This is a genomic window from Hyphomonas sp. (genome assembly GCF_036964145.1).
GTDB lineage: Bacteria > Pseudomonadota > Alphaproteobacteria > Caulobacterales > Hyphomonadaceae > Hyphomonas.
In genome coordinates this window covers 395105-417427 of the sequence record NZ_JBALUC010000002.1, presented here as the reverse complement: position 1 = coordinate 417427, position 22323 = coordinate 395105, and the positions used below count along the sequence as shown (strand labels likewise).

24 protein-coding genes and 1 tRNA gene are annotated in these 22323 nt (G+C 61.6%); 19 read left to right on the top strand and 6 right to left on the bottom strand.

Going from position 1 to position 22323, the window contains the following annotated elements; genetic code table 11:
- Positions 1 to 392: 392 nt before the first annotated feature.
- A complete protein-coding gene (locus V7660_RS07015; protein ID WP_335602408.1) occupies positions 393 to 1442 on the top strand; it encodes a LacI family DNA-binding transcriptional regulator in 1050 nt (349 codons plus the stop codon).
- A gap of 11 nt (positions 1443 to 1453) precedes the next feature.
- Here V7660_RS07015 and V7660_RS07010 read toward each other — a convergent pair whose 3' ends face one another.
- A complete protein-coding gene (locus V7660_RS07010; protein ID WP_335602407.1) occupies positions 1454 to 2341 on the bottom strand; it encodes an aldose 1-epimerase in 888 nt (295 codons plus the stop codon).
- A 224-nt stretch (positions 2342 to 2565) separates the two neighbouring features.
- Between V7660_RS07010 and xylB the strand changes: the two genes are divergently transcribed.
- The 4 genes from xylB (at position 2566) to hisC (ending at position 7734) form a co-directional block, all read left to right on the top strand.
- Entirely contained in the window at positions 2566 to 4011 is a 1446-nt protein-coding gene (gene xylB / locus V7660_RS07005) for a xylulokinase (protein WP_335602406.1), read from the top strand.
- Positions 4012 to 4025: 14 nt separating this feature from the next.
- Positions 4026 to 5372, top strand: a complete 1347-nt coding sequence (gene xylA / locus V7660_RS07000; RefSeq protein ID WP_335602405.1) for a xylose isomerase — start codon at positions 4026 to 4028, stop codon at positions 5370 to 5372.
- A gap of 174 nt (positions 5373 to 5546) precedes the next feature.
- A complete protein-coding gene (locus V7660_RS06995) occupies positions 5547 to 6590 on the top strand; it encodes a LacI family DNA-binding transcriptional regulator (RefSeq protein ID WP_335602404.1) in 1044 nt (347 codons plus the stop codon).
- A 52-nt stretch (positions 6591 to 6642) separates the two neighbouring features.
- Positions 6643 to 7734, top strand: a complete 1092-nt coding sequence (gene hisC / locus V7660_RS06990) for a histidinol-phosphate transaminase (protein ID WP_335602403.1) — start codon at positions 6643 to 6645, stop codon at positions 7732 to 7734.
- On the opposite strand, the gene panC is transcribed toward hisC, so the two are convergent.
- A complete protein-coding gene (gene panC / locus V7660_RS06985; protein WP_335602402.1) occupies positions 7718 to 8587 on the bottom strand; it encodes a pantoate--beta-alanine ligase in 870 nt (289 codons plus the stop codon). The genes hisC and panC overlap by 17 nt on opposite strands.
- A 101-nt stretch (positions 8588 to 8688) precedes the next feature.
- Between panC and V7660_RS06980 the strand changes: the two genes are divergently transcribed.
- The 4 genes from V7660_RS06980 (at position 8689) to tgt (ending at position 12341) form a co-directional block, all read left to right on the top strand.
- Positions 8689 to 9138, top strand: coding sequence for a hypothetical protein (locus V7660_RS06980; RefSeq protein WP_335602401.1), 450 nt, complete (start codon positions 8689 to 8691; stop codon positions 9136 to 9138).
- Between the two features lie 40 nt (positions 9139 to 9178).
- Positions 9179 to 10066 (top strand): division plane positioning ATPase MipZ, encoded by an 888-nt coding sequence (locus V7660_RS06975; RefSeq protein WP_335602400.1) that lies wholly within the window; start codon positions 9179 to 9181, stop codon positions 10064 to 10066.
- Positions 10067 to 10160: 94 nt separating this feature from the next.
- Entirely contained in the window at positions 10161 to 11153 is a 993-nt protein-coding gene (locus tag V7660_RS06970; RefSeq protein WP_335602399.1) for an amidohydrolase family protein, read from the top strand.
- Between the two features lie 45 nt (positions 11154 to 11198).
- The gene (gene tgt / locus V7660_RS06965) at positions 11199 to 12341 is read left to right on the top strand and encodes a tRNA guanosine(34) transglycosylase Tgt (RefSeq protein WP_335602398.1); all 1143 of its coding nucleotides are present in this window, start codon (positions 11199 to 11201) and stop codon (positions 12339 to 12341) included.
- On the opposite strand, the gene V7660_RS06960 is transcribed toward tgt, so the two are convergent.
- Complete coding sequence (locus V7660_RS06960) at positions 12247 to 13020, bottom strand: hypothetical protein (RefSeq protein WP_335602397.1); 774 nt, start codon at positions 13018 to 13020, stop codon at positions 12247 to 12249. The genes tgt and V7660_RS06960 overlap by 95 nt on opposite strands.
- A gap of 98 nt (positions 13021 to 13118) precedes the next feature.
- Between V7660_RS06960 and V7660_RS06955 the strand changes: the two genes are divergently transcribed.
- The 5 genes from V7660_RS06955 (at position 13119) to folK (ending at position 15858) form a co-directional block, all read left to right on the top strand.
- Positions 13119 to 13194 (top strand) — tRNA-Lys (locus tag V7660_RS06955).
- A 162-nt stretch (positions 13195 to 13356) separates the two neighbouring features.
- Positions 13357 to 13758: a hypothetical protein gene (locus tag V7660_RS06950; RefSeq protein WP_335602396.1), complete on the top strand. Its 402-nt coding sequence runs from the start codon at positions 13357 to 13359 to the stop codon at positions 13756 to 13758.
- Between the two features lie 384 nt (positions 13759 to 14142).
- Positions 14143 to 14979: a dihydropteroate synthase gene (folP, locus tag V7660_RS06945; RefSeq protein ID WP_335602395.1), complete on the top strand. Its 837-nt coding sequence runs from the start codon at positions 14143 to 14145 to the stop codon at positions 14977 to 14979.
- A complete protein-coding gene (folB, locus tag V7660_RS06940; RefSeq protein ID WP_290495586.1) occupies positions 14976 to 15341 on the top strand; it encodes a dihydroneopterin aldolase in 366 nt (121 codons plus the stop codon). Before folP ends, folB begins: the two co-directional genes overlap by 4 nt.
- Positions 15334 to 15858 carry a 2-amino-4-hydroxy-6-hydroxymethyldihydropteridine diphosphokinase gene (gene folK / locus V7660_RS06935; RefSeq protein WP_335602394.1) on the top strand — a complete coding sequence of 175 codons (525 nt, stop codon included), beginning with the start codon at positions 15334 to 15336 and terminating at the stop codon, positions 15856 to 15858. The genes folB and folK overlap by 8 nt, the downstream gene beginning before the upstream one ends.
- Here folK and V7660_RS06930 read toward each other — a convergent pair.
- From V7660_RS06930 to V7660_RS06920, 3 genes are read right to left on the bottom strand one after another with little or no spacing between them, the layout of a single operon-like run.
- Positions 15855 to 17273 carry an NAD(P)(+) transhydrogenase (Re/Si-specific) subunit beta gene (locus tag V7660_RS06930; protein WP_335602393.1) on the bottom strand — a complete coding sequence of 473 codons (1419 nt, stop codon included), beginning with the start codon at positions 17271 to 17273 and terminating at the stop codon, positions 15855 to 15857. The two genes, folK and V7660_RS06930, sit on opposite strands and share 4 nt — an antisense overlap.
- Before the next feature lie 3 nt (positions 17274 to 17276).
- The gene (locus V7660_RS06925; RefSeq protein WP_335602392.1) at positions 17277 to 17642 is read right to left on the bottom strand and encodes a proton-translocating transhydrogenase family protein; all 366 of its coding nucleotides are present in this window, start codon (positions 17640 to 17642) and stop codon (positions 17277 to 17279) included.
- A complete protein-coding gene (locus tag V7660_RS06920) occupies positions 17639 to 18760 on the bottom strand; it encodes a Re/Si-specific NAD(P)(+) transhydrogenase subunit alpha (RefSeq protein ID WP_335602391.1) in 1122 nt (373 codons plus the stop codon). Before V7660_RS06920 ends, V7660_RS06925 begins: the two co-directional genes overlap by 4 nt.
- A 59-nt stretch (positions 18761 to 18819) precedes the next feature.
- Here V7660_RS06920 and V7660_RS06915 point away from each other — a divergent pair, with 59 nt between their 5' ends.
- The 5 genes from V7660_RS06915 (at position 18820) to V7660_RS06895 (ending at position 22292) form a co-directional block, all read left to right on the top strand.
- Positions 18820 to 19587, top strand: coding sequence for an SDR family NAD(P)-dependent oxidoreductase (locus V7660_RS06915; protein ID WP_335602390.1), 768 nt, complete (start codon positions 18820 to 18822; stop codon positions 19585 to 19587).
- Between the two features lie 85 nt (positions 19588 to 19672).
- On the top strand, positions 19673 to 19909 hold the full coding sequence (locus V7660_RS06910) for a hypothetical protein (RefSeq protein ID WP_335602389.1): 237 nt from the start codon (positions 19673 to 19675) through the stop codon (positions 19907 to 19909).
- Positions 19910 to 19984: 75 nt separating this feature from the next.
- Positions 19985 to 20269, top strand: a complete 285-nt coding sequence (locus V7660_RS06905) for a hypothetical protein (RefSeq protein ID WP_335602388.1) — start codon at positions 19985 to 19987, stop codon at positions 20267 to 20269.
- Positions 20270 to 20380: 111 nt separating this feature from the next.
- Positions 20381 to 21256: a UTP--glucose-1-phosphate uridylyltransferase GalU gene (galU, locus tag V7660_RS06900; RefSeq protein WP_335602387.1), complete on the top strand. Its 876-nt coding sequence runs from the start codon at positions 20381 to 20383 to the stop codon at positions 21254 to 21256.
- 49 nt (positions 21257 to 21305) lie between these two features.
- On the top strand, positions 21306 to 22292 hold the full coding sequence (locus V7660_RS06895; RefSeq protein WP_335602386.1) for a threonine ammonia-lyase: 987 nt from the start codon (positions 21306 to 21308) through the stop codon (positions 22290 to 22292).
- The last annotated feature ends 31 nt before the right edge of the window (positions 22293 to 22323 follow it).

Sequence of the window (22323 nt, the reverse complement as noted above, 5' to 3'; positions counted from 1 at the left end):
CCCGGTTTCTATTCGGGGTATGATAGCGTTACCAAAGGGGAATACCAAGGCCGCCAAGAGCCGCATTCAACAGGGAGGAAACCATGACCGGATTGACCAGACGCGACACCTTCGCCTCGGTTTGGACGAGGGGTGGAGCGGGCGGAAAATGGTGGGGTTCACGCCCGGCGCCCCATGAAACCAGATATCGCGGCAAGAAGATGCGCGCCTGAGGGGCAGATGCGCTCAGGTCCGCACCCTGTGTGTGCCCTGACCTGCGCCACATTACCCCATCTGGCTGAATCGTCTTGAAAAACTTGCAGAAACGGTTTGATGTCCCGACGTTCAGGCGACGCAAGACATAGAAGGAATAGCAGGATGGGACCCCTGCTGACGGGATAAGAAACACAAATATGGCCGAAAAAATTACAAAAACAGGACGGCGCCAACACGCGACGATCAAGGAAGTTGCCGAACTTGCCGGCGTGTCTCAGATGACGGTCTCGCGCGTGCTTAATCGCCGGGACGTGGTGCGCGAAACCACCCGCGCCCGTGTCGAGGAGGCCATCCGGGAATTGAAGTACCGACCGAACCTGCTGGCCCGCAGTCTTGCCGGTGGCAGTTCACTGTTTATCGGCATGATCTTCAACAATCCCAGCAACTCCTATCTCAGCGAGCTGCTGATCGGCGCGATGAACCGCTGCCGCGAAGCGGGGCACCATCTGGTGCTCGAGGATTTCTCCTCCTATCAGGACCCTTCCGATGTGGACGAGCTTGTCGGCCGTGTCAGTGGTGCCGGCCTGGACGGCATTCTCGTCGTGCCGCCGCTCAGCGAAGACGACCTCCTTCTGTCCAAGCTGGAAGAGGCGGGCATCCCCTGCGTCCTGATCGCGCCGCGCACCCAACCGGAATCCGGCACGAGCCTCGCCATCGACGACGAGGCCGCCGCCAAGCGCATGACGGAATACCTGATTGCTCATGGCCATACCCGGATCGGCTTCGTGATCGGCGCCGAAGACCAGATCTCGTCGCATCGCCGCTATAGCGGGTTCCAGCTGGCAATGAAGGAGCATGGCCTCGACATTGATCCCAATCTCGTTCGGCGCGGCCGGTTCACTTACCGCAGCGGGATGGAAGCGGCCGACAAGATGCTGGATCTCGCAGACCAGCCCACGGCAATCTTTGCCAGCAATGATGACATGGCCGCCGGCGTGATCGCGTCGGCTTTCCGTCATGGCAAGCGCGTTCCGGAAGACATTTCCGTGGTCGGATATGATGACACGCCCATCGCGAGCGCGATCTGGCCGCAGCTGACCACGGTCCGCCAGCCGATCGCCGAAATGGGCTACCAGTCAGTCGATTTGCTGGCATCCTTCATCACCCAGGAAGAGGGCGAAGCGGGCGATCTGAACCCTGTTCTGGATGTCGCGATCATCGAACGCGATTCCGTGATCAAGGTCTGAAGCCAGACGCCTCAGGCCTCGCGGATGGTCAGGCTGATCCTTGCCGACAGCGTTTCACCGGGGGCAAGGCTGTGCAGCCCTGTCAGTTCGGCCGGATGCTGGCTGTTGACTGCGTCAGGCGCGTGGCTGACGGGTTCGACGCAGAAGAAATCCTGTCCCTTTGGCGTGTAGATCACCATGTGGCCGAGCACAGCGTCCGAGACCATTTCAACGCGCAGATTCCGGCTGGGCCATTCGATGCAGCTGAGCCGGTCTGACACGGTGAAGGCATTGTCGAGGTCAAGTTCATCGACAACACGCCACTCAGACACATCAGCGCCTGCGGCGGGCACATCCAGCCTGTTTGGGATCATGCCCTCATCCGACGTCCAGACCCGATCAACCGGCACGGTCACGCGTGCATCCATGCGGGGGAAATAGGGATGCCAGCCAAGCCCGGCAGGCATGGAGTCTTCGCCGTGATTGGTCAGGCGAAGCGTCAGGTCCAGGCCGTCGTCCCGCAGGGTGAAATACTGTTCCGCGCGATAGGCCCACGGCCAGTCTCCGGGCCTGTAGTCAAACACCAGCCGCGCATGATCACTGCCATGCTCTGCCACCTGCCAGGCCGCATGCCAGGCCTGACCGTGAATGGCGTGCGGTTCGGGCAGGAAGTTCGGCGCGAGGGACACAGCGTGGCCATTCCAGACAAAGCGGCCTTCGGAAATCCGGCCTGAGAACGGGAATAGGGGGAACCCCCCAGTCTGCAGCGGACTTTCATCCGCAGTGCGCGCAAAAGGGCGCAGAATGTCCTGGGTCTTGTAGCTCAAGCCGCCCACACTGCCGCCGAGGTCGGGCAGCAAGGTCAACTTCATGGCTTTGGTTTCGAGTATGAGGCGCGACAGCGCAGTTGAATCGGCCAAACCCCGATCTCCCTTATCCGCAAGTGTTGGCTACAAAGCATGCTAACGCTAACATGAAAAGCTGGATCGGTCTTTTTGCCGGACCTTGACGTTGCGGCAGAGGCGGATCTGCCGCGTTTCGGCAAGTTGATATTCCGCTCTTGCGATGGCAAAGGTGAAATGATAGCGGTATCATTTAGTGGACAGCCGCACTCAGACGGGCTGCCAGGGAGGATATTTGGAACGTGTTTCTAGGGATCGACATAGGCACATCCAGCGTGAAGGCAGCGCTGATTGATGAGGCAGGACGCCAGGTTGAAGTCAGCCAGGCGGAGCTCCCGATTTCGCGTCCCAAACCCCTCTGGTCCGAACAAAATCCATCCGATTGGTGGACCGCCACGAACATGGCCGTCGCCAAGCTGGATGTGAATCGCCGTCATCAGGTGAAGGCTGTCGGCCTGTCCGGCCAGATGCATGGCGCGACCCTGCTCGACAAGTCGCTCGCCTCGATCCGGCCGGCCATTCTCTGGAATGATGGGCGCAGCTTCGAAGAATGCCGAGACCTGCAGGAGAGCACACCCGCTTTCGTGTCCAAGGGCGGCAATCTCGTGATGCCCGGCTTTACCGCGCCGAAGCTCGAATGGGTGCGCCGGCACGAGCCGGAGGCCTTCGACAAGGTGCACAAGGTGCTCCTGCCAAAGGATTATGTGCGCCTGCGCATGACCGGCGATCTGGCGTCCGACATGTCGGATTCCTCCGGCACGCTCTGGATGGATGTTGCCGCGCGGACCTGGTCGGAAGAATTGCTCGCGGCCTGCGGCCTGACGGTCGATCACATGCCAAAGCTCTATGAGGGTCATGAAGTGACCGGCGTTCTGCGTCAGGAAGCGGCCGAAGCCTGGGGCATGGACCGCGTGCCGGTGGTTGCCGGCGGCGGCGACAATGCAGCGGGCGCGGCCGGGGTCGGCGTGATCGATGAGGGCGAAGCGCTCCTCTCTCTCGGAACCTCCGGCGTGATTTTCGTTGCGGGCAATACGTTCCGTTCCAATCCCGATTCTGCGGCGCATGCCTTCTGTCATGCCTTGCCGGACCGGTGGCACCTTATGTCGGTCATGTTGAGCGCAGCCAGCTGCCTCGACTGGGCCGTCAAACTGACCGGGACATCCGACGCAGGTGAGCTCGTGCGGCTCGCGCAGACAGAGGCAGGCCTTAACGGGTCTGAACTCTTCCTCCCCTATCTGTCTGGCGAACGCACGCCTCACAATAATCCCCATGCGTCGGGTGTCCTGTTCGGTTTGACCCATGATTCCGGCCCGGCGCAGATCGGCCAGGCCGTGCTCGAAGGCGTGGCCTTCGGCATGGCGGACGGCTTACGCGCGCTCGTGGAGTCCGGCGTGGATGTGCATTCGATTTCTGTCATCGGGGGCGGGGCCCAATCGACCTATTGGGGCCGTATCCTGTCCGCTGTTCTGGACCGCCCGATGGTCTACCGCGATGGCGCGGCCACAGGCCCGGCGTATGGCGCCGCGCGTCTGGCCCGCTACGCCGTGATGGGCGGCTCGGTCGATGAAATGTTCGAGGCACCCGAAGTGCTTCAGATTGTTGAGCCGAAGGAAAGCGACAGCGACCGGCTGGCCCCCAAATATGAGAAATTTGGTACATTGTACCGTATGCTGAAAGATGCGTTCTGAGGAGAAATAAAGACATGGCTGACGGACAGATCAAGGTAGGCGGCGATCCCGTCTTCAAGAACATTGACCCGATCAAGTTTGAGGGACCAGACAGCGATAATCCGCTGGCTTACCGTTATTACAACAAGGACCAGATGGTCATGGGCAAGCGGATGGAAGACCATCTGCGCATGGCCGTGTGCTATTGGCACACCTTCTGCTGGGACGGCTTTGATGTCTTCGGTGGTGGCACGTTCAATCGCCCCTGGCATGGCGCCGCGAATGACCGCGCCGCAGCCGATGCGAAGATGGCTGCAGCCTTCGAATTCTTCAGCAAGCTCGGCCTGCCTTACTATTGCTTCCACGATGTGGATGTCACCGAAGACTCTCCGACACCGGACGATCTGTCGAACAATCTCAAGCGCCAGGCCGACCGCCTCGCAGCCTATCAGGAAGCGACCGGCATCAAGCTGCTCTGGGGCACGGCCAATCTGTTCAGCAATCCGCGTTTCGGTGCGGGTGGCCTGACCAACCCGAACCCGGAAGTCGCCGCGGTTGCCGTCCGCCAGATCCGCGATTGTATGGAAGTGACGCAGGCGCTTGGCGGCGAGAATTACGTGCTCTGGGGCGGCCGCGAAGGCTATGACACGCTGCTGAACACGGACCTCGACCGCGAACTCGGCAATTTCGGACGCTTCCTCGCAATGGTTGTCGACCACAAGCACAAGATCGGCTTTGAAGGAAAAATCCTGATCGAGCCGAAGCCGCACGAGCCGATGTATCATCAGTATGATTTCGACTCCGCGACCGTCTATGGCTTCCTGAAGCGCTTCGGCCTCGAAGACGAAGTCCAGGTCAACATCGAGCCGAACCACGCCACGCTGGCAGGCCACAGCTTCGCCCACGAGATCGCCACGGCTGTCTCGCTCGGCATCATGGGCTCGATCGACATCAATTGCGGCAACTACCAGAATGGCTGGGACACCGACCAGTTCAATCTCGACACCCGCGACATCACGCTGGCCCTGATCGAATTGCTGCCATCCGGCGGCCTCGACACCGGCGGCTTCAACTTCGACGCCAAGGTGCGCCGCCAGTCGAGCACGGTCGAAGACCTGTTCTATGCTCATGTCGGCGGCGTTGACGCCCTGGCCCGCGCGTTGCTGTCGGCCGCCGACATTCTTGAAAAGGGCGAGATCGCCAAGCTCAAGACGGAACGCTATGCTGGCTGGGAGAATTCCGACCTCGGCAAGATGATGCTGTCGGAAGGCGCGAGCCTCGAAAGCATCGCCAACAAGGCCGCCGAATCGGGCGTGAATCCGTCCCACACCAGTGGTCGCCAGGAAATGCTGGAAAACTTGGTGAACCGCAGCCTGAAGTAAACCGGACAGCGGCAGGCCTTGCCGGCGTGTTTTGAGCGCTGGCAAGGCCTTGTCACTGTAGGGAAAAAGAAGCTAGGTTTGTCCGCCATACCCCTATGAGCGGACGAACTTGCTTGCGGCGGATTTCTGCTGCGCGATTGGCTTGCTCCTGAGGGTTCCAATTGAGGAGCCGCGATGACCGACGGGCTGAAAACGCACAGGACTACCGGACATGTCCGGCCCGCCACGATCATTGACGTGGCGCGCGAGGCAGGCGTGTCCTTCAAGACCGTCAGCCGCGTGCTGAATGGCGAGACCAATGTGCGGGAAGAAACCCGTGTAAAAGTGCTCGAAGCGGTCAAGACGCTCAACTATCGCACCAATCACAATGCGCGGAATTTGCGGGCGCGGCACAGCCACATCATCTGCCTGTTCTATGCCAACCCGTCGCGCAACTATATCGGCGAAGTCCAGCTCGGCGCGCTGCAGCGCTGCCAGGCTTATGGCTACAGTCTCATCACCGAGGATTGCAGCGACAATCATCCTTCGCTTCTGGCCCTGCGGGCGGAGACCAAGCTGGCGGGCGCCATCCTGACGCCGCCCTTGTCCGATGATGAGAAGCTGATTTCCGAACTCCAGAACCGGGGCATCCCCTTCGTCCGCATCGCGCCGGCCGAAGATGTGGATCACGGTCAGGATGTTGCCATCGACGACGCCGCCGCCGCGCGTGAGATGACCGAATACCTGATCGGGCTCGGCCATCGGCGCATTGGCTTCATCAAGGGAGCCGATTCCCATGCGCAGGCGGTCCGACGCTTTGCCGGCTACCGGCAGGCCCTGGAAGAAGAGGGCATCCCCCTCGACCCGGACCTCGTCCAGAGCGGCGACTTCGCGTTCGATTCCGGCGTTTCATGTGCTGAAACCCTGCTGTCGCTGGAGGACCGGCCCACCGCCATCTTTGCCAGCAATGACGACATGGCTGCTGGCGTGCTGGCCGCTGCCTATCGCGGTCAGGTCAATGTGCCGAAGGATCTCTCCGTGGTCGGCTTCGATGACACGCCGCTCGCCACCACGATCAGCCCGTCCCTGACGACCATCTACCAGCCGAGCCGGGAACTTGCCGCCGAAGCGGTCAGCATGTTGCTGGAAGAGTCCGCACCCGGGGGCGAAGCGCCCCGGCACAAGCTGCTCGATTACAAGCTGATGCTGCGGGAATCGACCGCTGCGCCGCAGGGCTGACGCACAAATCGCGAGTTTCCCAGCCCGTCGCTTTCGTGTAAGTCGCGCGGCGATGACCAAGATTACCCCCCTCTCGCATATCGCCCAGACCAAGCCCTATGTGCCCGGTGGCAAGCTCGTCGGCGCGAGCGGCTCCGTGATCATGCTGGCCTCCAATGAAAACCCGTTCGGCCCCAGTCCCAAAGCGATTGAGGCGATGAAAGCCGTGGCGGGCGAGGTGCATGTCTATCCTGATCCGGAATACCGGGCCTTGCGGGAAACAATTGCAGAGGCGGTTGGCATTGTCGATTCGAGCCGCGTGGTGGTCTCCGCCGGGTCGGACGAAATCATCCACCTGCTGACCCAGAGCTATGCCGGGCCCGGCGACGAAATCCTGTTCACCGAGCATGCCTTTTCCATGTATCGCGTCTCGGCCCTGTCACATGGGGCCACGCCGGTTACCGTGCCTGAAACCGATCTGACCGCGGGCGTGAACGCGATCCTTGGCGCGGTATCGGAGCGGACGAAAATCCTCTTCCTCGCCAATCCGAACAATCCGACCGGCACGATGCTGCCCGTCGAGGCGCTGGAGCAGCTGCAGGACACCCTGCCGCCGCATGTCTTGTTCGTGGTCGACGGCGCCTATGCTGAATATGTCGGCCCGGAATACGAAGCGCAGATTCGGGACCTCGTGGACCGGAAAGCCAATACGGTGATGATGCGCACCTTCTCCAAGATCCACGGGCTTGCCGCCCTGCGTCTTGGCTGGGGTTACATGCCCGCCGAGATCGCCGAGACCTATCAGCGTATTCGCGGGCCCTTCAATGTGAACGGCCTGGCTGTGGCCGCCGGCATGGCCAGCATTCAGGATACCGACTTCCTGGCCAAGAGCCGCGATCATAATACCGTCTGGCGCGCCCGCATGACCGAGGCCCTGAACGCGATGGGCCTTCCGACCCCGCACAGCGACGCGAACTTCGTGCTGCCGGAGTTCGGCTCCTCAGAGCGCGCTGCGGCGGCGAACGACTTCCTCAAGGCGCGCAACATCCTTGTCCGCGCTGTTGGGGGCTACGGCCTGCCGGAACGGTTGCGGATTACAGTTGGCTCGGCAGACGACAATCAGGCGGTCCTGGCCGCGCTGAAAGAGTTCACCGCGTCACGCTGATATTGTCGATCAGGCGCGTCTTGCCGAGCCATGCCGCGCCGAGCAGCCGCGCAACCGTACCAGCGGGCAGGGGCACGTCAGGCAGGTCTTCCAGGGAGTCGGGATCGACAAGGCTGACATAGTTCATCTCCGTGAAGCCGGACGCCATGATCAGGCGCCGGGCTTCCTCCAGCACGTCTGACGGCGTCGCGCCCAGAGACAGGCGAACCGAGGCCCGGTGCAAAGCGGCCTGCATCGCCCCGGCTGCACGGCGCTGTTCGGGCGATAGGTAGAGATTGCGCGAAGACTGCGCGAGCCCGTCCGAGTCACGGGTCGTCTCCCCGCCGAGGATTTCAATGGGGAAACCGAGATCCTTCACCATCCGGCGGATGATCTGCAGCTGCTGGTAATCCTTCTCCCCGAACACGGCGACATCCGGCTGGACGTGCAGGAAGAGGCGCGCCACCACGGTCGCGACACCATAGAAGAAGTGTGGTCGGTAGATCGCGTCCAGCAGGTCTGACATCTGCTCGACGCGCACATTCGTGCGCGTGCCTTCCGGGTACATTTCCTCGACCGTGGGCAGGTAGACGAGATCGCATCCCGCCGAATCGAGTTTGGCCCGGTCGGCCGACTCGTCGCGTGGATATGTGTCGAAATCCTCGCCAGGTGCGAACTGTGTGGGGTTCACAAACACGCTGGCGACCGTTTTTGTCACCTTGGTGCGGGCCTTTTGCACAAGCGACAGATGCCCCCCATGCAGGGCCCCCATTGTGGGAACAAATCCAATAGTTTCACCGGCTTGGCGCCATGCCCGAATCTGTTGTTGCAGCGCGGCCCGCGAGCGTACCGCGTCCGTTAACTTACCTGTCATGGAATTCACTATGAAAACTTCCTGTATGAGGATTGTTTAAAACATCCTGCCAGAGGATTTCGTAAACGCGTTGTTAACCCATTCGGAGGAATTTCAAACCTATGACACATCGCATTCTCGCTCCGCTTAAAACCTTCGCGCTTTCTATCGGTCTCCGACTGGCAGCAGGCAAGTCCAGGCTTGCTGAAACCGCCATACCCGAGCCGATCCGGGAATATCTGAACCCGAATGCCGTTGACGAATGGATGTTTGATCGCGACGGCAGCCCGGTAACTGAATCCGCGGCGCTCTACACACGCGATCTCGGACGCGTGTCCAACACGCTCTCCAGCCTTCGCGGCCTGCTCACCGACATTGCGGCCCACGCACCTGTCAGCGCCGAGTTGCCGATGCAAGCCGCGTTCGGCCCGATCATGTCGGACGATGTGCTGTTCGATGGCGAGCCGATGGCCGCGCATTATGGCGACATGCCTGCTGAAGACGCCGACCTGTTCATGGACGTGATCTCCAGCGGCAAGCCTGCCAGCGCCGAGATGTCTCACGTCGCCTGAGCCCTAACCAACCAAATTGTCCCGCAAGGAGTTGTCGATAATGCCCGCTGATGGATTCGCCCCGCTCGAAACGGTTAGCGGCCCGGACCTGTCAGCGCAGCAGCGCGAGGCCCGGGTCATTGTCGTTGGCAATGAAAAGGGCGGAGCGGGCAAGTCGACGGTCTCCATGCATTTGTCGGTCGCGTTGATGCGGATGGGCAAGAAGGTCGGGGTCATCGACCTCGATGTCCGTCAGCGCAGCCTGACACGCTATCTCGAAAACCGTCTCCGCTGGATGCAGTCCACCGGCGCGAAGCTTCCGATGCCGGAAATCGTGCGCGTGGATGCCTCCACTGAACGCGATCTCGACAAGGCCGAATCCGAAGAGACGCAACGCTTCCTCAGCAGCGTGGCGCGCCTGAAGAAGGCCTGTGATTTCATCATCATCGATGGTCCGGGCGGCGACACATATCTCTCGCGTCTCGCGCATGTGAATGCCGACACGCTGATTACGCCGCTGAATGACAGCTTCGTTGATTTCGACCTGCTGGGCGATGTGAACCCGCAGACGCTCGAAGTGTTGCGCCCGAGCTTCTATTCCGAAATGGTCTGGTCCTGCCGCAAGAAGAAGGCGCAGACGTCGCGCCGTCCGATCGACTGGATCGTCATGCGCAACCGCATGTCGCCGCTTGCCGCGCGCAACAAGGAACGCGTTGGCGAAGCGTTGACCAATCTCTCCAAGCGTATCGGCTTCCGTCTCGCGCCTGGCCTTTCCGAGCGTGTGATCTATCGCGAACTGTTCCCGGCCGGCCTGACCCTGCTGGACCTCACCGAGAAGGGCTCCAACGTCTCCTTCACGATGAGCCATGTCGCCGCCCGCCAGGAAATGCGCGACCTGTTGATCGTCTTGCAGCTACCCGAACTCGTCGGCGCCGAAATCGAGTTCTGATCTCCCGAAAAATATCCCGATAAAAGGCCGGCCTCAGGGCTGGCCTTTCGCGTTTCACAGGCTCACACTCCTCCGAAAACTGGAGGACACGGAGATGGTATTCAACAATAGCGACTGGCTGGCACAGGTTCAGGAAGAGATTGTCGATCCGGATCGCGAGATCATTGATCCGCACCATCATCTCTGGCCGCAGGCGGACATGCACTACAATGTGCCGGAATTCCTGAGCGACCTGACCAGTGGGCACAATGTGGTACAGACGGTCTTCATGGAGTGTGGCGCGGCCTATCGCGAGGATGGGCCGGACCATCTGAAACCCGTTGGTGAGACCGAATTCGTGGCAGCGGCTGCCGCAGAGATGAAAGCGAAGGGCGGGCCCTATATTGCCGGCATTGTCGGCCATGCGGACCTGCGCAGTTCGCGCCTGGAGGAAATCCTCGACGCCCATATGGACGCCGCCAAGGGCCTGTTCCGCGGCATCCGTCATGCCGGGTCGCGCGACACCAGCGGTGCCACCTTGCGCATTCCGGGCCGCGCGCCCGAGCGTCTCTATGCGGATGAAGATTTCCGCCGGGGTCTCCAGCTGCTCGGCGAGCACAACCTCTCCTATGACACCTGGCACTATCACCACCAGAACCGCGACTATCTCGATCTGGTGAAGGCGGTGCCAAACACGACCATGGTGCTCGACCATTTCGGCACGCCGCTGGGCATCGGGCCCTATGCCGAGAAACGCGAAGAGATCTTCGAGCAGTGGCAGGACGACATGGCCGACCTGTCCCATTGCCCGAATGTCGTCGCCAAGCTCGGCGGCCTCGCCATGCCGGACAATGGCTGGGGTTGGCATGAGCGCGACACGCCGCCAACCTCGGACGAGTTCGTGCTCGCCCAGCAGCGCTATTACGATCACATGATTGACTGTTTCGGCGCGGCCCGCTGCATGTTCGAGAGCAATTTTCCGGTGGATCGCTGGTCCATCAGCTATCCGGTCCTGTGGAACGGATTGAAAAAGATTGCCGCGAAATACTCGGAAATTGAGCAACGTGCGCTATTCACGGAAACCGCGCGGCGCATCTACCGGCTGTAGCGCCGTCTAGGCAGGGGCCAGCATTGACTTTATAGGCCTCGGCCCATGACGACATTTCCATTCGAGATCAAGGCGACCGAGGGCAAGGCCCGCACGGGTACGCTCATGACACCGCGCGGCGACATCCGCACGCCAGCCTTCATGCCCGTGGGCACGGCCGGCACGGTCAAGGCGCTCTATATGGACCAGGTGAAAGAGGCCGGGGCCGATATCATCCTCGGCAACACCTATCATTTGATGCTGCGGCCCGGCGCAGAGCGCGTGAAGCGGCTCGGCGGCCTGCACGCCTTTGCGCACTGGGATGGCCCGATGCTGACCGACAGTGGCGGTTTCCAGGTCTGGTCCCTGGCGCAATTGCGCAAGATGGATGCCGACGGCGTAACCTTCCAGAGCCATATTGATGGTTCCACCCACCGGCTGACGCCTGCGCGCAGCATCGAGATCCAGGCTGACCTGCTGGGCGCCGACATCTCCATGCAGCTGGACGAATGCACCGACTATCCCTGTTCGCACGCAGAGGCCGAGCGCAGCCTCGACCTGTCGCTTGATTGGGGTCAGCGGAGCCTCGACGCCTTCGGTGACCGCGAGGGCCAGACCCTGTTCGGCATCGTGCAGGGGTCCAATTTCGCCGACCTGCGGGAGAAATCCGCCAAGGGGGTCATCTCCCAGGGTTTTGGGGGCATCGCGCTCGGCGGGCTCGCTGTGGGTGAGGGGCACGACCAGATGTGCGCCACCATCGACATGACGGTGCCGCACTTGCCGGGCCATCTGCCGCGCTATGTCATGGGCGTCGGCAAGCCCATCGATCTGGTGGAGAGCGTCGCGCGCGGCATCGACATGTTCGATTGCGTCCTGCCCACGCGGTCTGGCCGTCATGGACAGGCCTGGACGTGGGATGGGCCGGTGAACGTCAAGAATGCGCGGTTCGCGGAAGACACCTCACCGCTCGACGAGGCGGTGAATTGCCCGGCCAGCCAGGATTATTCACGCGCCTATTATCACCACCTCTTCAAGGCAGGCGAATATCTGGGGCCCATGCTGCTCAGCTGGCACAACACGGCCTTCTTCCAGGCCCTGATGCAGGAAATCCGCCTCAGTATTGCGGAGGGACGGTTTGAAGCCCTTCGTCATCGACTGCAGACGGCGTGGGCGTCGACGAAGTCGGCTCCGAAGGACCAACAGGCGTAAGATTTTCCAGCTGCTTCTGCTGGTAGGAATCATAGGCGCCTGAATTCTGCACGGTAGGCGCATCACCCTTGAAGGTGACCGCCGTCGGGTCGCGCTCTGCGGCGAAGTCCGGACGGGCAGGCAGGGGGCAGTCCATGGCGAGGCCCATGCCTTTCAGATAGGCGCGCCGCTGGGCGCCAATCTTGTAGGCCAGATTGTACTTCTTCTCATGGCTTTCCGCGCCAGTAGCCTTGCGCACGATTCCCCGGAACGGGATCAGGCCGCGGGCCTCCGAGGCGATGGCGCCGAGGGTCGCATCCGCAGCCGAATCTGCCAGCTTCTCGGTCCGCAATCTTTCATCCGGTACCGGTGTGTCCCAGTCCGGCCCGAGCACCGCGTCGAGTTCTGCCAGGCGGCGTTCGACCTCGTCGCAATTCATCTTCTCCGGCATGTCATAGGGACTCTGAACCCCTTCGAGAATTTCCGGAATCGGCTCGCGGCGCAGATTGAAATCCTCCAGCGGGGACAGAGCTGCATCCGACAGGCCGTTCCGTGTCTGGGTATAGGCGCTGCCGGCGGCGTCCCCGACATTTTCGGTCAGGCTGCCATCCGACTCGGTTTGTTGGGTTGTGGGAGCAGGCTGGCTGGCGCACGCGCCAACTGCTGCAAGTGTAAGGAAAAGGGGGAATATACGTCTCATGCGGCGAGGGTGATGCGAAAATTGTGGCGACTTCAAGCCATACAATGCAAGAGGCGGTTGACCGCTCGGTTCTGGTCGCCTAAATCGCGCGTTCCGGCGTGCCCTTAGCTCAGCTGGTAGAGCAACTGACTTTTAATCAGTAGGTCACAGGTTCGAACCCTGTAGGGCACACCATTTCCTTCCGATGACGTGAAACGGCAGAAATCGATCGAGCATCGATTTCAGGCATGAAATACGCGACGCGCCTGTCCGATTACCCCGATTTAACCCTGCTTGCGACGTCTCCTGGGAACATCCCGCGCTGATCGCCCGTTGGTTTTCCGAAAGGAGACCATCATGAACAAGCAAGAATCAGATCTCGACACCCAGCGCCAGAATGACCTCAGCCAGCAGCGAGGCGATGGCGAGACTCCCGGCCGTGAAGACACGAATCAGGCTGGCTACCGGAGTACGGACGACCAGCCGCAGGACGGCGAGCATGGCTTCCTGCGCGATGACGGTCAGAAAGACCGCCCCGAGGCGCCCGGTACCGCCGCAGAGCGCGCCCAGCACCTCGATGAAGGCAAGAACCCGGTCCTGATGCCACGCGACGGACGCCATCCGAATGCTCCAGAGACGCTGGACGCCGACACAGGCGCCGCAGACACCAAGGCTGGAGCCCTCAAACCAGCCCCCGACACGCAGGAACTGGAAGACGCCTATTCGAAGAACGATCCGGGCGTGGAAACCAAAGACTAGGCAGCAGGAAAAGCCGGACTGGGCATCGCCCATCCGGTTTTCTGTCAGGTCCTGGCGGATGGAGCGGAGCTCCGGACGCTGGGGCCTTTTTTGTGAATTGGATGGAATGGAATGACCCCGAGTGCACGCGAGGCTCCGTCCATCCGCCGGGAGCGCCAAGAAGGAGATGCCAATCCTCTTCGCGCTCCGGACCTTCGTCGGCACTTTCATCGCAGGATGCCGACAGGGCTGACTGTACAGCTCTACCCATCCGGTTGGATTCGGGCCCTCCCCATACATTGAAAAGCCTGGCCAAAATCGCGAGGCGGCAGGGGATAGTGACAGGCGAACCGTTGTTCCCGGCACCCTGAAGCACTACCTGTGCGGCGCAGGGAGGACACGCCCATGGACAGACTTGCGCGGAACGCGGTTCGGGACCGTTTGCTGGAGCGTCTCGGCGTCAGGCGGCCGCTGATCATGGGCATCCTGAATGTGACGCCCGATTCCTTTTCCGATGGCGGCGCGCATGACTCTCTGACGTCCGCGCTCGCCCATGCCGCGCAGATGGAAGACGAGGGGGCTGACATTCTCGACATTGGCGGCGAGTCGACGCGGCCCGGAGGTGATCCGGTGAGCCTCGAAGACGAATGGGCCCGCGTGCGTGAGCCCATTACGCGCCTTGCCGGGCCGGACGCCTTGCCGCTCTCCATCGACACCTACAAGGCCGAGATCGCCCGGCGCGCTGTCGAGACGGGCGCGGTGCTTGTGAATGATGTCTGGGGCATGACCAAGGATGAGGGCATGGCCGACGCCGTGGCCGAGACCGAAAGCCTTGTCTGCATCACGTACAATCGCGGCAAAACGGATGGCGACATAGACCTCCGCGAGGACATGGCGGAGTTCTTCGGGCGCGCCTTCGACATGGCCGACCGCGCCGGCATTCCCCGCGCGCATATCCTGCTCGATCCGGGCGTCGGCTTTGCCAAGACCTATGACCAGAATTTCGGTGTGCTCGCGCACCTCGATGTGCTGGTCGATACCGATTGTCCAATCCTGGTCGGGATCTCGCGGAAATCCTTTATCGGATGCCTGACCGGCAAGCCTGTGGACGAGCGGCTCGTCGGGACGCTTGCCGCCGGGCTCGACAGCGTCTACCGGGGCGCAACCATTCTTCGCGTCCATGACGTCGCCGCGCACCGCGAGGCGCTCGACATGTTTCAAGCCATTGGGAGCGCCATTTGACCGACCGCATCTTTGTTTCCAACCTTTGCCTTCACGGCTTTCATGGGGTCCACAAGGCGGAGAAATCCCTCGGCCAGAAATTCTTCATCGATATCGACTGCCGCCTCGGCCAGCCCGCAACGTCAACTGACCAGATGGAAGAGACGGTCCATTATGGGGAAGTCTGTGACCTTGCCGAAGACCTGTCCGGAAAGACTGTATTCAATCTGATCGAAACCTTCGCCGAACGCATCGCCGATGCGATCCTGGCCAAGTGGGACATTGTCGAGGAAGTGACCGTTACGGTCCGCAAGCCGTCGGCGCCGATCCGGCATCTGGTGGACCATGTCGGCGTGTCGATCACCCGCAGCCGCAATGGCTGAGGCTGCGCTCGGCCTCGGCACCAATCTGGGCGACCGCGAGGCGGCGCTGGCACAGGCGGTGGACTTGCTGGCCGCAACGCCGGGTATTGAGCTTGCTGCCGTCTCCAATCTCTACAGCAGCGCACCCTGGGGCGTGGCGGACCAGCCGGACTTCCTGAACCTCTGTATACGCGTGGAAACGAGTCTGGGACCGCTGCAGTTGCTGCATGCCTGCAAGTTGGTGGAGGCAAAGCTCGGCCGGCAGGAAAGGTTGCGCTGGGGTCCGCGTGAGATGGATGTGGATGTGTTGCTGATGCAGTGCGTGGCGCTGGATACAGAGACGCTGGCGATCCCGCACCCGCGCATGGCTGAGCGCCGGTTCGTGCTGGAGCCGCTGGCGGAGATTGCGCCGGACTGGGCTCTGGAAGACGGCACCGTGACAAGCAAATCGGCCGCCCTCAGGAAGAAGGCGGCCGATCAGATTTGTGTATTGGATGAGGCGGCAACGCGTCGGTTTGCGTCGCTGCGAAGCGCCTAGAGGTTCTTCACAATATCCTCGACCATCTTCTTCGCGTCTGCGAGCAGCATCATCGTGTTGTCGCGGAAGAAGAGTTCGTTCTGGATGCCGGCATAGCCGGAGCCCATCGAGCGTTTGATGAACAGGACCGTCCCGGCATTCTCGACGTCAAGGACGGGCATGCCATAGATCGGGCTGGTCTTGTCGGTCTTGGCGGCCGGGTTTGTCACGTCGTTCGCGCCGATGACGAAGGCGACTTCGGAATTGCGGAAATCCGAGTTGATGTCTTCCAGTTCGAAGACTTCATCATACGGCACCTGCGCTTCGGCGAGCAGGACGTTCATGTGACCCGGCATCCGGCCTGCAACGGGGTGGATGGCGTATTTCACTTCGACGCCTTCTTCCTTCAGCTTGTCGCACATCTCTTTCAGCGCGTGCTGGGCCTGAGCCACGGCCATGCCGTAACCGGGCACGATGATGACCTTGGAGGCGTTCTTCATGATGAAGGCCGCGTCTTCGGCTGAGCCGCGCTTGAACGGACGGTCTGCATCCGCGCCTGCGCCACCGGCCGCCGCATCATCGCCGCCAAAGCCGCCAAGGATGACCGAGATGAAGCTCCGGTTCATGCCTTTGCACATGATGTAGGACAGGATCGCACCCGAAGAACCGACGAGGGCGCCGGTGATGATCAGCGCGAAATTTCCGAGCGTGAAGCCGAGCGCTGCGGCGGCCCACCCCGAATACGAGTTGAGCATGGACACGACGACCGGCATGTCCGCGCCACCAATCGGGATGATCAGCGTGATGCCGAGGATCAGGGCAAGAACCGTGACACCCCAGAAGGCCCACTGGGCCGAGCCGTTCGACTGGATCAGGATGACCATCAGAACGATAATGCCAACTGCGAAGGCGATGTTCAGCAGGTGACGGGCTGGCAGCATGATCGGGGAGCCGGACATGTTGCCATTGAGCTTGGCGAACGCGATCAGCGAGCCGGTAAAGGTCAGCGCGCCAATGGCAGAGCCGAGACCGAGTTCGATCAGGGACGCGGCCTTGATGCCTTCAATGCCGGTAATGCCGAAGCTGATCGGCGAGTAGAGCGCGGCAGCCGCCACGAGCACGGCGGCGAGGCCGACGAGGCTGTGGAAGGCCGCGACGAGCTGGGGCATGTCCGTCATCGGGATCTTGCGGGCGATGATTGCGCCGATCGTGCCGCCAATGGCGACCCCGCCAAGGATCAGGCCCCAGGTCTGCAGGTCAAGCTGTGACCAGACCAGCGCCAGCGTGGTGCCGACGGCGATGGCCATGCCGATCATGCCATTGCGGTTGCCGGCGCGGCTGGTCGCCGGGCTGGAGAGACCGCGAAGGGCGAGAATGAAGAGGATGCCTGCGACGAGGTAGAGCATCGGCGCCCAGGTTGAGTGGAAGGAGTCCATGTCTTAGTCCCCCTTCTTCTTGTACATGGCGAGCATGCGCTGGGTGACGAGGAAGCCCCCGAAAATGTTCACGCTGGCAAGGATCACGGCGACCGTGCCGAGGATCTTGGAGACCCAATTGTCGGAGGTAAGCCCCATCGTGGCAGCCGCGACGAGCGCACCAACGATGATCACGGACGAAATGGCGTTCGTCACAGCCATCAATGGCGTGTGCAGGGCCGGGGTGACCGACCAGACGACATAGTAACCGACAAAGCAGGCCAGCGCGAAGATGGCCACGAGGAAGACGGTCGAGTCAATGCCACCGGCATCTGCGAAGGCGGGCAGCGCAAAGCTGGCCGCAGAAAGCGTCAGGAGTGCGCGCTTCATGATTGGATCCTTTCGTTCACCGTCTCGCCATTGCGCGTGAGCAGCATGGCGGTGACGATTTCGTCGTCGGTGTCGAGATTGAGGCTGCCATCCTCGGCTGTCACCAGCGGCAGGAAGGCGAGAAGGTTTTTGGCAAACAGGGACGAGGCGTCTGCGGGCAGGCGGGCGGGCAGGTTCGAGAACCCGGCCACTTTGACGCCGTTCACATCGACGATCTCATCCGGCTTGGAGAGCGGGCAGTTGCCGCCCTGGCTGACCGCCATGTCGACGATGACCGAGCCCGGCTTCATGGTTTTCACCATTTCCTCGGTGACGAGGACCGGCGCGGCGCGGCCGGGAATCAGGGCGGTCGTGATGACAATGTCCTGCTTGGTGATGTGACTGGCCGTCAGTTCGGCCTGCTTGGCCTGGTATTCCGGCGACATCTGTTTGGCATAGCCACCGGCGGTCTCGGCGGCCTTGAACTCCTCATCCTCGACCGCGATGAATTTGGCGCCGAGCGAGGCGACCTGTTCCTTGGCGGCGGGGCGCACATCAGTTGCGGTCACGACTGCGCCGAGGCGGCGGGCCGTGGCGATGGCCTGAAGGCCGGCAACGCCCACCCCCATGATGAAGACCTTGGCCGGGGCGATGGTACCGGCGGCCGTCATCATCATCGGCATGGCGCGGCCATAGATCTGCGCGCCCTCGATGACGGAGCGATAGCCGGAAAGGTTCGATTGGGACGACAGGGCGTCCATGCTTTGCGCGCGAGTGATGCGCGGCGTGAATTCCATGGACAGGGACGCGACTTTCTTCGCATTGAGCGGCGCCGCGTCCAGATTGGTGGGGTCCATCAGGGCGATCAGGGCGACGCCCTCGGGCAGGGCGTCCATTTCCCCGGCTTCCGGTGCGCGCACCTTGAAGACGATGTCAGCGCCTTTCGCCGCCGCCGCCGCGTCTGGTGCAAGGGTGGCCCCCGCATCAGAAAAGCTATCGTCAGGGAAACCTGCGACAGTGCCCGCTCCGGACTCAATTGTAACCGAGTGGCCAGAGGCCACCAACTTCTTGACGGTTTCTGGTGTAGCCGCCACACGGGTTTCACCAGCTCGTCGTTCCCTCAGCACAGATATTTTCATATCAACGGGATAGAGGAAAAATATTGCGGCGCGCAACACGAATTTTTGAATTGGAGGGCATGAGATTGTTCAGTTTAGCTAATAAGACGGCATTGGTCACCGGCGCATCGAGCGGGCTGGGGCGGCATTTCGCCAATGTGCTGGCCGATGCCGGGGCACATGTCGTCCTGGCCGCCCGCCGCCTGGACAAGCTGGAAGAACTGGCCGGAGAAATCCAGAGACGCGGGGGAAAGGCGCTGCCTGTGGAAATGGATGTCACGTCCGAAGACAGCGTGACCGGGGCCTTCGCAGAGATTCGCGAAGCGCTGGGCCGCCCCTGCGACATCGTGGTCAACAATTCCGGGCTGTCGCGGGATGGCTGGTTCTGGGAAATGCCGGAAAAGGACTGGGATACGGTCATCGAAACGAATCTCACAGGTGTCTGGCGTGTGGCGAAATATGCGACCAAGGCGATGATTCAGGCCGATTCGGCCGGCTCGATCATTAATATCGCGTCGATTACAGCCCTTCGTCCGTCGAACATGATCTCCGCCTATTCAGCCTCCAAGGCCGCAGTAGACCATCTGACCCGCACCATGGCGCTGGAGGGCTCGCGACATGGAATTCGCGTCAACGCCATCGCGCCCGGCTACTTCAAGACGGCTATCAATGACGAGTTTCTTGATTCCGAAGCAGGAGAGAGAATGGCGAAGCGTGTGCCGATGCGTCGTTTTGGCAATTATGACGAATTGACGGGGCCTCTCCTGTTGCTGGCGTCCGAGCAGGGCAGCTACATGACCGGATCGACTCTGGTCGTCGATGGGGGACATACGCTGACCCCCCTTTAATACTTGCAGTTTGCGGCTCGTCGGCCTATAGGCGGCGCTCTCCACTCAAGCATGGTTATTACCAAGTTAAGGGAAGTGCCGCCGCATGCTCAGACAAATCCTGTCCACCGGTGTCGCGGTCCTTGTTACCGGGAACATGACTTCTGCCGCGACAGTTCGGAGCAATGGCTCGGAGGCGATCTCGGAACTCCGGGAAACGGGAGATGCGCGCCTGAAGACTTTCGTCATTCTGGAAGACCAGGAAGAAACAGGCACGATGCGCTGCGCGCTTGGTTTTCAGGCCCCTCAAGGCGGCGTCTTCCTGGGGGCCGTCCCGAACTAACCAGTCAATTTGATTCTGTTAGGTATCGGTTAGGCCTCGTCTGGCATAATCCGCATGAGCTACCGGAGAATTCAGATGGCCCTTCCGCAGAGCAAGTCAGCGATTCAGGAAGAATCCGGCGCGCAGGATGTCGAAAAACCTGCCGAAGCTGCGTCTGCACGCGTGCCGTCAGCGCAGCCCGCCGACCCACGATATCCGGCAGCAGAGCTCTCCCCGGCGCGCCGGCTGCAGAATCTTCTGGAAGCGGAAATGCGTGGACGCCGGGCTCCCTCGGTGAAGCGCTCCCTGACTATGGTGCTCGTTTTGTCGCTGGCCTGTAGTGTTGCTGCGTTAAGCCTGTACAGCCTAGGCTGGATGTAGGCTTTCGGGCACTTTCTTGCTCCAAGTTAACGCCATTTAAGTCCAAGACTGCTTAGACCCCCGCAAGGTGGGCCCGGGCCTACATGTTGAATTCCAAGGAGCTTCCTGTTCATGCGCGTTAGAAAAGCCGTTCTTCCTGTGGCCGGATTTGGTACGAGGGTCCTGCCCGCTACGAAGGCTATCCCGAAAGAAATGCTGCCGGTCGTGGACCGGCCTGCCATTCAATATGTCGTGGATGAAGCCCTGGAAGCCGGAATCGAGCACATCGTCTTTGTGACGGGACGTAACAAGGGCTCCATCGAAGACTATTTCGACATTGCCTATGAACTGGAAGTCGCTCTCGAAGCGAAGGGCAAGGATGCCATCCTCGAACAGGTGAAGCAGACCAAACTGCCGGCCGGATCGGCCAGCTTCGTGCGCCAGCAATCACCGCTCGGTCTCGGCCATGCGGTCTGGTGCGCGAAGGATATTATCGGCAATGAGCCGTTCGCGGTGCTGTTGCCGGACGTCCTGGTCAAGGGCAGCTCGTCCTGCCTCGCGCAGATGGTTGAGGCCTATGACAAGGTCGGCGGCAATATCGTCGCTGTGGATCAGGTGCCGATGGAACGGGTCTCCTCCTATGGTGTGATCGCCCCAAAGGGGGACCGTGATGGCCGCCTGATCGAGATGACCGGCATGGTCGAGAAACCGCCGGTCGCCGATGCGCCATCCAACCTCAAGATCACAGGCCGTTACATTCTGCAGCCGGAAATCTTTGGCCTGCTGGAAAGCCAGGGCAAGGGTGCCGGCGGAGAGATCCAGCTGACCGATGCCATGGCCCGCCTCATGGAAGCCCAATCCTTCTTCGCCTACGAGTATGAAGGTCAGGATTATGATTGCGGCTCCAAGCTCGGTTATTTCGAAGCCGTGCTCGGCTATGCGCTGGCCAGTGACGAGATTGGCGCAGACGCCCAGGCGCTCGCCAAGGCCATGCTGGACAAGCTCTAGGCTTTGCAATTGCGTTGCAGGTCATGCCGGTTCGGTCTAGGCCTGCGGCATGACATCTGACGTACTTCCCGACTTCAATGACGTTCTTTCCGCCGCCGAACGTGTGCGGGGCGTCGCGCGTGAAACGCCCGTCCTGACGCATGACGCGCTGGATGAAATGGCGGGCGGATCGCTGTTCATCAAGGCCGAGTGCCTGCAGGTGACGGGCAGCTTCAAGATTCGCGGCGCCATGAACCGGCTGTCGCAAATACCGGCTGGCCAGCGCGCGGCCGGCGTTGTGGCCTTCTCCTCCGGAAATCATGCGCAAGGCGTCGCCCGCGCAGCACGCCTGCTGGGCATGCCTGCTCTGATTGTGATGCCGTCGGATGCACCCCAGATCAAGGTTGCTGGCGTGGAGGCCGATGGCGGCATCGTCCGCTTGTATGACCGGGAGACCGAGAGCCGCGAAGAGATCGCCGCGCAGGTTGCAGCCGAGCGGGGCGCGGTCGTGGTGCCGAGCTTTGACGACAAGGACATTATTGCCGGGCAGGGCACTGCCGGGCTCGAATTTGCGCGCCAGATGGAACAGGCGGGTACCCCGCTGGACCATCTGATCTGTTGCGCCGGGGGCGGGGGCCTGATTACCGGCGTTGCGCTGGCGATGGAGCATCTGTCACCGGACACCAGGATATGGGCAGCCGAACCAGCCGGCCATGACGATTGGGTGCAGTCCCTGGAGGCCGGGGACATCCGGGCAAATGCGCCGGGCACACGCTCCATCTGCGACGCCATCCTGACGCCCGCGCCGGGCAAGATCACGTTCGCGCTTGGCAAGCGCCTGCTGAGCGGCGGGCTGGTCGCGTCGGATGAAGAGGTGCGAGACGCCATGCGGGCGGCCTTCCGCTATCTGAAGATCGTGGCCGAACCCGGCGGTGCAGCAGCGCTGGCGGCGGCCATCAAAGGCCTGCCGGACGAGATGCGCGGCAAACGCATTGGCGTGCTGGTGACGGGCGGAAATGTTGATGCCGAGCAGTTTGCAGCGGTCCTGACGCGCTGAGTCCTGCCTTCGGTTAACCGGCAGGGGCGGA